The 13,835-nt window shown below is 46.8% G+C and carries 11 protein-coding genes; 10 read left to right on the top strand and 1 reads right to left on the bottom strand.

Annotated features, from left to right (window positions below; genetic code table 11):
* Positions 1–67: 67 nt before the first annotated feature.
* From ABIN22_RS15665 to ABIN22_RS15710, 10 genes are all read left to right on the top strand, one after another.
* On the top strand, positions 68–1,771 hold the full coding sequence (locus ABIN22_RS15665; RefSeq protein WP_346909820.1) for an ABC-ATPase domain-containing protein: 1,704 nt from the start codon (positions 68–70) through the stop codon (positions 1,769–1,771).
* Positions 1,772–1,832: 61 nt separating this feature from the next.
* Complete coding sequence (locus tag ABIN22_RS15670) at positions 1,833–2,993, top strand: exonuclease SbcCD subunit D (RefSeq protein ID WP_346909822.1); 1,161 nt, start codon at positions 1,833–1,835, stop codon at positions 2,991–2,993.
* A 1-nt stretch (position 2,994) separates the two neighbouring features.
* Positions 2,995–5,649, top strand: a complete 2,655-nt coding sequence (locus ABIN22_RS15675) for an AAA family ATPase (RefSeq protein ID WP_346909824.1) — start codon at positions 2,995–2,997, stop codon at positions 5,647–5,649.
* A gap of 20 nt (positions 5,650–5,669) precedes the next feature.
* Positions 5,670–6,809, top strand: coding sequence for an SGNH/GDSL hydrolase family protein (locus tag ABIN22_RS15680; RefSeq protein ID WP_346909826.1), 1,140 nt, complete (start codon positions 5,670–5,672; stop codon positions 6,807–6,809).
* 134 nt (positions 6,810–6,943) lie between these two features.
* Entirely contained in the window at positions 6,944–7,960 is a 1,017-nt protein-coding gene (locus ABIN22_RS15685) for an ABC transporter ATP-binding protein (protein ID WP_346909828.1), read from the top strand.
* Positions 7,944–8,810: an ABC transporter permease subunit gene (locus ABIN22_RS15690; protein WP_346909830.1), complete on the top strand. Its 867-nt coding sequence runs from the start codon at positions 7,944–7,946 to the stop codon at positions 8,808–8,810. The genes ABIN22_RS15685 and ABIN22_RS15690 overlap by 17 nt, the downstream gene beginning before the upstream one ends.
* Positions 8,811–8,822: 12 nt before the next feature.
* Positions 8,823–10,292, top strand: coding sequence for a GldG family protein (locus tag ABIN22_RS15695; protein ID WP_109732212.1), 1,470 nt, complete (start codon positions 8,823–8,825; stop codon positions 10,290–10,292).
* A 16-nt stretch (positions 10,293–10,308) separates the two neighbouring features.
* A complete protein-coding gene (locus tag ABIN22_RS15700) occupies positions 10,309–11,217 on the top strand; it encodes a DUF4340 domain-containing protein (RefSeq protein WP_346909832.1) in 909 nt (302 codons plus the stop codon).
* 122 nt (positions 11,218–11,339) lie between these two features.
* Positions 11,340–11,747, top strand: a complete 408-nt coding sequence (locus ABIN22_RS15705) for a hypothetical protein (protein ID WP_109732214.1) — start codon at positions 11,340–11,342, stop codon at positions 11,745–11,747.
* Between the two features lie 19 nt (positions 11,748–11,766).
* Positions 11,767–12,498 (top strand): J domain-containing protein, encoded by a 732-nt coding sequence (locus ABIN22_RS15710; protein WP_118620205.1) that lies wholly within the window; start codon positions 11,767–11,769, stop codon positions 12,496–12,498.
* A gap of 90 nt (positions 12,499–12,588) precedes the next feature.
* Here ABIN22_RS15710 and ABIN22_RS15715 read toward each other — a convergent pair whose 3' ends face one another.
* On the bottom strand, positions 12,589–13,599 hold the full coding sequence (locus ABIN22_RS15715; RefSeq protein WP_109732216.1) for a uroporphyrinogen decarboxylase family protein: 1,011 nt from the start codon (positions 13,597–13,599) through the stop codon (positions 12,589–12,591).
* Between the last annotated feature and the right edge of the window lie 236 nt (positions 13,600–13,835).

Here is a 13,835-nt window from a genome sequence, read left to right on the forward strand (position 1 = left end):
ATAATGTAACTGTTCATGGTCCTGAACAGTTACGATATAATTATAAATAGGAAAGAAGTGTATAGGAATGCAGACATCAACAGACTTAAAGAACTTATTAAACAGAATTGACCATAAGAGTTATCCTGCGTATAAGGACACAAAGGGTATTTATCAGTTCGCAGGCTACCAACTCTCCATTGACCACGTGCAGGGTGACCCCTTTGCATCTCCTTCCAAATTGAGTATTCATGTGAAAGGTGCTGTCGCCGGTTTCCCGAAGGAATTGTATGAGACAGTACACAGAAGAGTTGCACTTCAGGATTACCTGACAAGACAGTTTGGGCGCTCTGTGGAGCGATATGCATTCAAAGCAAAAGGCTCGGGGAAAAGCGGCCTGATTTCGGTCAGCCGCTGTGGTCAGGAGATTCTGGAGCGCACGGCCTGTGAAATTGATACGAAGAGCGGGGATTTGATTCTCCGGCTGGAGGCCGGATTCCCGGCAAACGGCAGAACAATCAATGCAAGGGAATTAATGAAGATATTGTTCGATTTTTTGCCGGAGAGTGTGGAAAACTCTCTTTATTATAAGAATAGTGATAAAAAAAGAATCCAGCAGACGGTTTTTCTGGCAGATGACCAGCAGTATATCAGAGAACAGCTCCCGAAGCTGGGACTGACTGCATTTGTGGCGGACGGTTCCATTCTTCCGAGGGAGTCGGGAATCTCATCCAGACCGATGAAGGGCGCGGTTGCGTTTACTTCGCCGAAAGAACTAAAGGTGACACTGAAGCTGCCCCATAAGGGTGATATAACGGGGATGGGAATCCGCAAAGGAATCACACTGGTTGTGGGCGGCGGCTACCACGGAAAGTCGACCCTTTTAAAGGCACTCGAACTGGGAGTTTACAATCACATTGCAGGTGACGGGAGAGAATATGTGATCACGGATGATACCGCTATGAAGATTCGTGCCGAGGATGGCAGAAGCATCAAGAAAACGGATATATCGATGTTTATCAGTGACCTTCCGAATGGGAAGGAGACGAGAGGGTTCTATACAGAAGATGCCAGCGGCAGCACCTCCCAGGCGGCAAATGTGATCGAAGGGATGGAGGCGGGGGCAGGCCTTCTCCTGATTGATGAGGATACAAGTGCGACCAACTTCATGATCCGTGATGAGCTGATGCAGCGTGTAATCCACAGGGACATGGAACCGATTACACCGTTTATCGAACGGATACAGGAATTATATGAATCTTACGGGATATCAACAATCATCGTAGCCGGAAGCTCAGGAGCGTATTTCCATATAGCAGACTGCATTATCCAGATGGACCGATATGTTCCGAAGGATATTACACAGCTTGCTAAAAAAGAGGCTGAAAACTTTCCGGTCTTAAGCGGGCCGCAGGAAAAAGCACAGAACCCGGCATTTTCCAGATGTCCAGGGGCGAATGCCGCCTTCCGGGGAAACGACAGAATTAAAATGAAAACACTGGGCAGAGAGGCAGTGCAGATCAACAGGGAGTCCATAGACCTGCGCTATGTGGAGCAGATCGTTGACAGTGAGCAGGTGTCGGCGCTTGGGTATTGTGTGAAATATGCAGAAAAACATCTGCTGGACGGAAGAAAGACGCTTAAGGGTGTCGTAGATGAATTAGAGAAGAAGATTGAAAAAGACGGTCTGGCCGGTTTATGTGAGACCAGTTCCAATATAGCCGCGCTTGCCGTACCGAGAAAGCAGGAAATGCATGCCTGCCTGAACAGGTACCGCGGGCTGAAGCTATAAGGTTACTGTGCACGCCCGAGAGGGTGAACAGAACCTTATAAGAGGACAGAGAGGAAACAGCATGAAATTTATTCATTTATCAGATTTGCATATCGGAAAACAACTGCATCATTACAGCCTGATAGAAGACCAGGCACATATCCTCAGTGAAGTGACCGGCCGTGTGAAGGAGCTTGCGCCTGATGCAGTCGTGATTGCCGGGGACATCTATGATAAGTCTGTCCCCTCGGCAGAAGCCGTTTCCATGTTTGATGAATTCCTCACCGCTCTGGCCGAGATCAGGCCTGCCGTGAAGGTTTTAATCATTAGCGGAAACCATGATTCCGCCCAGCGGCTGGACTATGCAGGCAGAATCCTGCGAAGACAGAATATTTATATAGCCGGGAGCGTGCCGTCCGGAAAGGATGAGTATCTGAAGAAAGTGACTCTGTCGGATGAATTTGGGGAAGTGGATTTTTATCTGCTTCCATTTTTAAAACCGGGTTATGTACGCGGGGTATTTGCGGATGAAGAAGACGTGCCGGAGACATACAGTGATGCAGTACGCCGCATCCTCGGGCGGGAAGAAATTGATACGGAAAAGAGAAACGTACTCATATCCCACCAGTTTTACACCGGGAATGGAAATGCACCGGATACCTGTGACTCGGAAATGTTTTCTGTCGGTGGGATTGACAATGTGGATATCAGTCCTCTGCTCCCGTTTGAATATGTGGCGCTCGGACACCTTCACGGTGCACAGCAGGTACAGGTCCCTTCTGTCCGCTACTGCGGCACACTTCTGAAATATTCGGTCAGTGAGGCGGCCCATATGAAATCACTGCATGTTGTGAAACTTGGGGCAAAGGGTGTGGCGCCGGAAGTGGAACAGATACCGCTGCATCCGCTTCGTGACGTCCGCAGGGTCCGCGGGGAATTAAAAGAAATCGTGGAACATGCATCGCCGGATAACCGGGATGATTATATCAGCGTGACACTGACTGATGAGACTGACCCGTACAGGCCCAAGGAGCAGCTGGAAAAGGTATATTCCCACATTCTCGAGATCAGGATTGATAATACACGGACAAGGAAGCGTCTGGAGGACTTTCATGATGAGGCTGTGATCGCAGACCCGCTGACCATATTCAGTGATTTTTATCAGGAAATACAGGGGCGCGCCCTGTCGGAAGAAGAACGGGGATATCTGGAATCCGTTCTGGAAAAAGTGAAAGGGGAATAGCATGAGACCTGTGAAGTTAATCATGTCTGCATTCGGTTCCTACGCAGGTGCGGAAGAAATAGATTTTACAAAAATGCAGCACGGGCTGTTTCTGATTACAGGAGACACGGGGGCAGGTAAGACGACCATTTTCGATGCCATCACGTATGCGCTTTATGACCGCACAAGCGGAGGGAGCCGGGACGGGAACATGATGCGCAGCCAGTATGCAAATGACGGGACGGACACCTTCGTAGAATATGTTTTTTCTTACAGAGACAAGGAATATACGGTCAGAAGAAACCCCGAATATATGCGTATGGGAAAGCGGAAAAAGGCAGACGGCACACCCAGGCTTGTGAAAGAGACTGCCAAAGTAAGCCTGATTCTTCCTGACGGCAGTGAGTATCAGGGGAAGAAAAAGGAAATTGATCATAAAATAGAAGAAATCATCGGGCTGGATGTAGACCAGTTTACGCAGATCGCTATGATTGCACAGGGAGATTTTCTGAAGCTGCTTCATGCGGAATCCAGAGAAAGGAAGAGAATCTTTTCAAGAATCTTCCAGACCAGAATCTACTGGCAGGTACAGGAAGAACTGAAGGAACAGGCAAAGCAGCTTTACATCCGCCTGCAGGATAATATAAAGGACTGCATAAGGGAAATGGAGCGTGTGGAAACGGTTCCTGAGAGTGGGGAGGCTTCCGCCTGGGCAGACTATCTTACTATGAAGCTTCCGCCTGCAGATGGCGTGATGGATACGCTGAAGGAAATCTGCCGTCAGGGAAAGACAAAAGAGGCAGAAGCTGAAAAGCTGTCTTATGAACTCCAGAAACAGTCTGAGGAACTGAACGCATCCATACGAAGCGGCGAAGAGGTGAACCGCCTGTTTCTGCTGCTGGCTCAGGCAGAAGAAAAACAGCACAGCCTGGAGGCAGAAAAAGAAAAGATGGGGGAGCAGCGCAGGCAGGCAGAGGACGGCGCCCGTGCCGAAAAGGTTTCTGTCAGAGAGACACAGCTTGAGCGGACGAAGGCGGAAGGAAAACGGCTTGTACAGCAAATTGCAGATACCAGGGAATGGATTGAGGAACAGAGTAAAAGTGCGGTATCGGAGGAGTCAGTGCTCAAAGCCGCAGGGGAAGAACTCCAGAAGTCAGAACCTCTTCTCCAGAAACAGATCATCCGTCTCAGGGACATCCTGCCCAGATATGCACAGATCCGGAAATTGGAAAAAGAGTATATCGGGAATCTGAAAAAGATGGAGGCGGTGCTGGAAGAGTGCAGGCTGGCCTCTGAGGATTATGAGGAAAAATACAGGCTTTTCTTTGAGGAACAGGCAGGGATTCTTGCAAAAAAGCTGACAGCCGGGGAGCCGTGCCCTGTATGTGGTTCCACAGAGCATCCGAAAAAGGCCGGGATTTCGGGAAAGGCACCGGAACAGAAGGATGTGGAAAAGGCAAAGGAAAAAAGAGATAAAATAGAAAAAGAACGCTCTCTGATACAGGAGAAGTTCCAGCAGGCAAAGAGCCGCCTTGAATCTGAAAAAAAACTCTTTGAGGAGGAGGCTATTGAAATACAGGGAAGTACAGAACTCAGTGAAGAGCAGGTGAAAGAAAAGCTGGCCGGATGCGAGACTGAGTTAAGTTTAATAAAATCAAATTACCAGAAACAGGAAAAGAAGTTCCGGGAATTGATGGAAGAGCTAAAGAGAAGAGGCGGTCTTCTGGAGAGCCGGGAAAAACAGCTCGAGGAACTGAATATGAAGCAGAAGGAAGAGGAAGAATACTTCTATCAGGAATTAAAAAACCAGAAATTCGACTCATACGAATCCTATCAGCAGGCCAGGGCGTGGATGGAAGGCAGAGATGCGAAAGAAGCGCTCCTTAAGCAGTATGATGCCCAGACTGTCGAGGTAAGGACCCGGCTGGAAATGCTCAGGCAGCAGACAGAGGGTAAAGAGAAGACCGACTTAAGCAGTGAGAAGGAAAAACTCGACGAAGTACAGGCGGCACAGAAAGTGCAGCGTAAAAACGTACTCAGCCTGCACAGCCTGAACCAGAAGAACAGACAGGCAAAGACCAAACTGAACCAGTATTTTGAGGCAAGAGGGACACTGACATCCCGGTATGAGATGGTTAATCATCTGAACCGGACCGCGAACGGGATGCTCAATGGCAGTGTGAAACTGGATTTCGAAACATATGTACAGCGAAAGTACTTCAAACAGATTATTCATGCGGCCAACCGCAGACTCAGTAAAATGACATCCAATGAATTCATTCTGCAGTGCCGTGAAATAAAGGACCTGAGCAGCCAGGGACAGGCAGGACTGGATCTCGATGTATACCATCTGGTCAATGATTCTGTAAGGGATGTCAAGACGCTGTCCGGCGGCGAATCCTTTATGGCATCCCTGTCTATGGCACTGGGACTGGCAGACATCGTCCAGAATACCGCGGGTGCCATCAGTCTGGAAACGATGTTTGTAGACGAAGGATTCGGTTCTCTGGATGATTCTGCAAGAGAGCGTGCAATCCAGATTCTTCAGGAGCTGGCTGGAGAAAAAGGCCTGGTGGGGATCATTTCCCATGTAAATGAGTTAAAAGAACAGATAGACTGGAAGCTGGCGGTTACAAAGACGGAACAGGGAAGCCATGCCGAGTGGGTATTACAATAAACAGAAATGGAAGTGGGCATATGAAGAAATACCTGAGAATGGCCGCCGGCCTTATACTGGCGGCAGCCTTGCTGGTGCAGCAGGTGATGCCGGTCAGGGCCTGGAATGAGGTTATTACCTGTACCGTTTTAGGAGACAGCATTGCAAAGGGCTACTCTTCGGATAAGGTAAATAAAATCAAGTGTTACGGCCGTATCGTAACAGAACGGCTGGCGGAAGAAAATGAGGCCTATTTTGATTATCAGAATTATGCGAAAAATGGTCTGGACACCGCGGGGCTGAACGAAAAGGTTCTGTCGAGGGATACGGTCAAGAGAAATTTGAATAAGTCAGATATCGTCCTGATAACAATGGGCTCCAATGACCTGCTCAACGAGTTTAAACATGTATCACAGCAGATACTGAATTCAAATACAAAGTTCAGAAGCGCGAACCAGGCACTCAGCGAACTGCAGGAAGGTGTTAAAAAGAATCCTCTTACAATCCTGAAAATCGTCGATGCACTGAGTAACTGGGATTACGGGAGTTTCGAGACCGAGTGGATGAAAGCAATGGAGACGGTCAGCCAGCAGAAGAAGGAGAATGCCCAGGTTATCGTAACAAATATTTATAATCCTGTCTATAACATGGAACTGCCGGGGACTCTGAACAAAGTAGTGGAAAATATTATCGGAAATATGAACAGCATCATAGAAAAGCGGGCTTCGGATTATGGATATCAGGTGGTGGACCTCTTCAATTCCAGTATTGTGGCGTTTGTTCAGGGGGACGGACTTCATCCGAGCCAGGAAGGACAGGAACTGATCGCGGGTATGGTTTATAAACTGGTTGAAGACCCGGACAGCCGGGAGGATGTTCTGGAAGAGGATTCACAGTCGGTGGACGGCGGTGCGGTAAAGGGGGAAGCACAGGACAAAACGGGCGGACAGGCCGAGAACAGGGAGAATGCAGCAGCCCCGGATGCTGAATCGGAAAATGTAAAACAGATGCAGGAGAATCAGGCAGGAAAAACGGAAAATGAGAAAAACCTGACGGACAAACAGTCAGGACAGCAGGAACACAGCAGGAGGGCAGACTGGCTCGGGATCGCGGCCGGAGTCATACTGGCAGCGTCCGGTATATGCCTTCTTTATCTCATGAACCGGAAAAAGAAAGGTTAAGTGTCAGTTTTGATGCTTAACCTTTCTCTTTGGGAGAACAAAGAATCTACAAAACTATATCACATTTATAACACAAAACCTTCACAAAATTCTGATAACTTATTCCCTATACAAAAACACAGGGAGGTAAGGACTTGATAGAAGTAAAGAATTTAGTGAAAAAATATGGAAATCATCTGGCCATAGATCACCTGACTTTCAAGATTGAAAAAGGTAAGATCTATGGCTTTTTGGGTCCGAACGGCGCAGGAAAATCTACGACTATGAATATTATGACCGGTTATCTCGGGGCGACAGAAGGTGAGGTCCTCATCAACGGCCATGATATCTTAAAGGAACCGGAAGAGGCGAAGAAGCATATCGGCTATCTTCCTGAGATGCCTCCTCTGTATACAGAGATGACCGTGCAGGAATATCTGGACTTTGCGGCAGAACTTAAGAAAATACCGAAGAATAAACAGGAGTCTTCCGTGGAAGAAGTATTAAAGCTTGCGAAACTGATGGACGTCAGGGAGCGTCTGATTCGCAACCTGTCAAAAGGCTACAGGCAGCGTGTCGGTCTGGCACAGGCTGTGCTCGGATTCCCGGATATTATCATTTTGGATGAGCCGACGGTTGGTCTTGACCCGAAACAGATCATCGAGATTCGGGAGTTGATCCGCAATCTGGCCAAGAAGCACACCGTTATACTGAGCTCCCATATTCTGGCCGAAGTAAGAGAAGTTTGCGATTATATCATGATCATTGCGAAAGGGAAGCTTGTGGCAAGTGATACACCCGAAAATCTGGAGCACCTGATGGACGGCTCCGAATCTGTGGAGATCGAGGCGAAGGCGGCGCCTTCTAAGATAAGGGAGATACTCCGGCCGGTCACTGAGATTTCAACTGTAAAGACGGAGGAACATGCGGACGGTACAACAACGGCAGTGATTGAAACAAAGCAGCATCAGGATATCCGTGAAAAGATATTTTTTGCATTTGCAGGGGCCGGGTGCCCGCTGACCATGCTTAAGACGAACCGTGCAAGTCTGGAAGAGATATTCCTCGAACTGACACAGGGAGAGAGTGCTGTACCAGAGATAACCGGGGATGTGGAAGATATGCTCAGTGAGGACGAAAAGGAGGATGAGACAGATGCTGGCGATTTATAAAAGAGAACTTAAGTCTTATTTCCAGTCCATGATTGGATGTGTATTTGTTGCATTTCTGGTAGCTTTTACCGGAATCTACTTCATGGCTTATAACCTGAATGCGGGGTATCCGTACTTTTCCTATACATTGTCAGGTTCACTGATCGTATTTCTTGTAGGGATACCGCTGATTACGATGAAAAGTTTTTCAGAAGAACGTAAGAATAAGACCGACCAGCTGCTGCTGACGGCGCCGGTCGGACTGGGCAGGGTCGTGCTTGGAAAATATCTGGCAATGGTGTCTGTGCTTGCAGTACCCAACATTATTTTCTGCATATTCCCTTTAATCATTAAGCTTCAGGGAACAGCCTATCTCAAAGTTGACTATATTTCTATCGGCGTCTTCTTCCTGCTTGGCTGTGTGTACATCGCGATCGGTATGTTTTTGTCCTCGCTGACAGAGAGCCAGATCATTGCTTTTATCACAACGTTTGGCGTCCTTCTTGTATTATATCTGTGGGACGGGATCCTGTCATTCATGCCGGGATCAGCATTCAGCGGAGTGATCGGACTGATCATCCTGCTTCTAATTGTGGCGGCTTATATCCAGCAGATGACAGGAAACTGGGTATTAAGCGGAGGCATCGGGCTGATTGGCGCGGCAGCCTTAATTGTAACTTATATTTTAAAATCCAGCCTGTTTGAAAACATTTTGACGAAGGTTCTGGGAAATCTTGCACTTGCAAATATTTTCACGGATATTACGTCAAAAAGCATTGTAGATGTCAGCGGCATTGTACTGTATCTGTCTGTTATTGCAGTATTTATCTTCCTGACAGTGCAGGCCATTCAGAAAAGACGGTGGAGTTAGGAGGGCTGGAGCGTGCAGAAAATAAAAAGTATATTTAAAACAACAGGGACTAAGAATGGAACATACAGTGTAGGACTGACAGTGATTGTCATTGCGATCGTTGTAGTTGCCAATTTGATTTTCGGACAGATACCGGAAAAATATAAAAACATTGATGTCAGCAGCACGAAGATTTACGACATTACAGATACAAGTAAAGAGCTCTTAAAGAATTTAGACCAGAAGGTGACCTTCACGGTGCTGGCGGAAAAAGCGGGCGCGGATGACAGGATCAAGACGTTTTTGAGTAAATACAGTTCTTTATCGAAAAATATAAAAGTGGAATGGATTGACCCAGTACTTCACCCGTCAGCCTTGTCGGAGTACGATACTTCTGCCAATACGATTGTAGTGGCATGTGATGATACAGGGAAAAGTACAACCGTATCATTCAGTGACATCATCGTGATGGATACTTCTTCCTATTATTATACCGGGAATGCAACGGAATCCGAATTCGATGGTGAGGGCCAGCTGACCAGTGCCGTGAATTATGTAGTCAGCGATTCGAATAAGAACATCTACAGGACTACCGGACATGGAGAGGCTACTTTATCCAGTTCTGTTTCGGAACTGATGACAAAAAACAACTATAAAGTGAATGAACTAAATCTCGTGATGGATACTTCCATACCGGAAGAGTGTGACCTTCTTCTGATGTATGCACCATCCAAAGACCTGACAGAGGATGAGAAGACTGCGGTTGAAGATTATCTGGCCAAAGGCGGCAAGGTGATGATACTGTTAGGAGAAACCAGTTCTGCAGACCTGCCGAACATTGCTTCTGTCATGAAAGAATATGGTATGGAAACAGAAGACGGTTATATCGCAGACCCGTCCAGATGTTATCAGGGCAATTACTATTATATCTTTCCAGAACTCTCTGTATCAGGGGATATGGCAAAGGGAATTACCTCACAGATGGTCCTTTTGACGAACGCCCACGGCATGAATCTGGTAGATCCGGCGAGAGACACCATAACGACAAGTCCGTTTATGACGACATCTGAGAATGCTTATGCAGTAACAGAAGAAGCTCAGAAGCAGGGGGCTTATACGCTCGGGGCAGTGGCCGAGGAGACAATCAGCGGGGATTCCGCAGGAAAGACAGATGCGGATACCAGTGAAAATGACGGCGAGTCAGACGATGCGGAGCAGGAAGAACAGAAGACGGGCAGGCTTACAGTGATTTCAGCGGGCAGTCTGATTGACTCGCAGATAACGGATACCTTTACCCAGCTCGAGAATACAACATTGTTTATGAATGCGGTGAGCAGCAATTTTGATGGTGTCCAGAATATTTCAATTGAAGCAAAGAGTCTGGGAACCGAATACAATACGGTACAGCATGCAGGACTGTTCAGCCTTCTGGTGATATTTGGAATTCCGCTTTTGATCCTTATTTCAGGATTCACGGTATGGTATAGAAGAAGGAAGGCATAGGCATAAGGAGGATAAGATGGGACAGAAAAAGAAGAAGTCTATGATTCTGCTGTTTGCTGTTCTTGTAGTGCTCGTGGCGGCATATTTCATTCTCCAGTCATGGAATAAAAGCCAGGACAAAAAGGAACAGGCAAAAGAAGAGGCAGAAAACATTTATATTACGGATATAGATACAATAACAGACATAAAATATAATATTGGCAGCGGTGACATGGAATTCACCAAGGAAGACGGCACATGGTATGTTACTGCTGATAAAGACTTTCCGCTGGCACAGTCATACCCGGAGCAGATGGCAGATACGTTCAAAAAACTTAAGGCAGAGCGTGAACTGAAGGATGGCGATTCCCTTGAGGATTACGGCCTGACGGAACCAGTTTATACGGTATCCCTGACAGATGGGGAAGGCGGCGAGACAACACTGTATTATGGAAATGCGGCAGGAGATGACTATTATGTCACCGTGGGTGATGAGGGAAAGGTTTACACGGTAAGCAGTACTACCATATCAGACCTCCAGTATTCGCTGGAAGATATGGCACAGCTGGATACTTATCCAAACATCGGAAGCGGCAACCTGAAGAAGGAAGTGATCACACAGGGCGGTCAGACAACGACTTATGATTCAGAGAATGACGATGATGCCCAAAATATCGCCGCGGTTGCAGGCGGACTCGGTGCAGTCACGCTTAGTAAGGCGGCTGACTATTCTGTAGAGGATAAAGACCTTGCAGGATTCGGCCTGGATGAAGGCAGCAGAACATCGGTAGAGGCAGTTTACACGTCAGATGATAAGGAAAAGACACTTACCCTCTATATCGGCGGGACGGACGGCAACGGAAACAGATACGTGATGATGAATGATTCCAGAATTGTCTATCTGATATCGGAAGAAATATGTAAAAATATTTTGAATGAAGAATAAATTTATAGTTATTTAATAAGAGTTTTCTTGACAATCCGCGAAAAACAGAGGAAAATGTCTTTCATGTAGTCATACAGCCCGCAGAAAACTGCGGGCAAGAAAAAAAGTGAGGTTGGTATAGAATGAAAGAAAAACTGGTACGGTTTATGCAGGGTCGGTACGGAGTAGATACATTTTCAAAATTTCTGCTCGTTTTAGGTTTGGTTGTCGTGCTGCTCTCATCCTTTTTCGCGGGAAAGACGGTCGGAACAATCTGCTATGTATTGGGATGGGTCCTGATTATTTACTGCTATTTCAGAATGTTTTCTAAGAATGTGACGAAACGGTATGCAGAGAACCAGTCGTTTATGGCCAGGACATACAAGATCCGCTGCTTTTTCCAGAGACAGAAGAATATGTTTAAACAGAGAAAGGCATACCATATATATAAATGCCCGGGCTGCGGACAGAAGATCAGGATCCCGAGAGGAAAAGGAAAGATTGAAGTGCGCTGCCCAAAATGCAGCAATACATTCATAAAGAAAAGTTAAGTGAGGGTATAAGGGAACAATGAATGATCCATACAGAGTGCTGGGAGTGTCACAGGATGCTTCCGATGACGAGATAAAGAAAGCGTACAGGACGCTGAGCAGAAAGTACCATCCCGATGCGAATATCGACAATCCGCTGAAGGACGAAGCGGAGGCGAAGTTTAAAGAAGTGCAGCAGGCCTATCAGCAGATTATGGATGAACGGGAGAGAGGATATTCAGGCGGCCAGGGTGGTTTTGGCAGTTCACAGGGCGGTTATGGTGACTTCGGTGGTTTTGGAGGATTCGGTGGCTTTGGCGGCTTCGGAGGGAACCGTTCCTATGGCAGCCAGACCGGGGACAGTGAATCAGACATTCACTTGAGAGCCGCGGCAAATTACATACAAAGCGGCCATTACAAAGAAGCACTCAATGTTCTGGATGGTATCAAGGAGCACAGCGCCCTCTGGTATTTTTACAGCGCTTCGGCTAATTCCGGAATGGGGAATAATGTGACGGCGCAGGAACATGCCAAGGAAGCGGTAAGGCTTGATCCGGACAATATGCAGTACCAGATGCTTTTAAATCGTCTTCAGGGAACCGGGGGATGGTATCAGCAGAGGCAGAGCGCCTATGGCTATCCGGTCATGGGAGGCAGCAACTTCTGTATGAAGCTGTGTATCGCTAACCTTGTGTGTAATCTCTGCTGTGGCGGAGGCGGACTGTGCTGTAACGGAGGCGGTTATGGAGGCGGATTCGGCAGATATATGTAGTAATAGTATGATGATAAATAGAGGAAGGCGGTAAACGGAGTGGGAGCTTCGGTTACCGCCTTCTGCTTATACCTGCAGACTGTCTGAATGTTATCCGGCGTAGAATTCATCTACCGCTTCGAAGAATGCATTGATATTCTCCCACTTAGAAAGCGGGGGGATATCACAGCCAGAGGAGATGACGAAGTTTGGATACTTACAGCATTTGTCCATGATCTCCTTTGTAGCAGCTTTGATAGATTCTGTTGTTCCGTTTCTGAACTGGCCGGCCGGGTCTACATTTCCTGCAGCTATGATGTGTGCGGGAATGTGCGGCATCATCTCAGCCATGTCGATCGCATTTCCGAAATGAAGGAGCGGGCAGCCTGTTGCGATGATAGAGTCGATCTGTTGGATTGTGCAATTTCCGCAGTTGTGGTAAACGATAATGAATTCATCATCCTGAACAGCATCTACGATCTGTTTTACGTAGTCAGCAGAGAATTCTTCAGCGAGTGACGGGGAGAGCAGTCCTGCCAGAGGCTCTGCGAGGACAATACCGTTTGCTCCGGCTTTTTTGTATTCACGGCAGTAATTAATGATGAATTTTGTGACTTTTTCAAGCACAGTATGTACCATATCCGGCTCTTCATAACAATAGATCATAGCCTCGGATACATCCATTAACCTTCCTGCAAGCGAGAATGGTCCGATCGCTCCAGCGAGAATGGGGCGGTCTTCAATTAACTTTGCGGCTTTTTCAATTGCTTCTATATAAGTGGATGTTCGTCCTGCACCGATTTCAGGGATTTCGAGCGCATCGGCCTCTTCTTCTGTATTGACAACACTTCCGATAACAGTCGGAACTTCCTCATCTGATACACGGATTGTGGAGCCGAAGCATTCAGCTTCGACAGACAGATCCATAAGGCTTACAGAAGCGGATGCATCTGTACTTTCTGCAACAATCTGCATACCGCGTGCCTGAAGGTCACTGCTGGAAATCAGATCCTTTACTGTGATCCCCATCTTCTGAATTGCCGGGAATGACAACACTGGCATTGCCTTCTTAACAGGGTTATTAATCGTATCCGCGATCCATTGTTTCATATTCATCTTCATATATTACCTCCTGGGAAACTTTGTTCTTGATAAAATAAGTATAACGAGTTTAACTATTGATTTTTAGTAAAAATATTCTGTTTTTTGAAATTTTTATACTTTTGTTAGATTGTGCCATACCCTGTTCGCCCTTATACTTTCATTTATTATTGGATATTTTTGAATACCATTGTTTGACTTTTGAAGATGTGTGTCGTACCATGTTAAATAGTAAGGAAGAGGATAGCTGTTCATGG

The organism is Faecalicatena orotica, from assembly GCF_905197545.1.
Taxonomy (GTDB): Bacteria; Bacillota; Clostridia; order Lachnospirales; family Lachnospiraceae; genus Faecalicatena_A; species Faecalicatena_A orotica.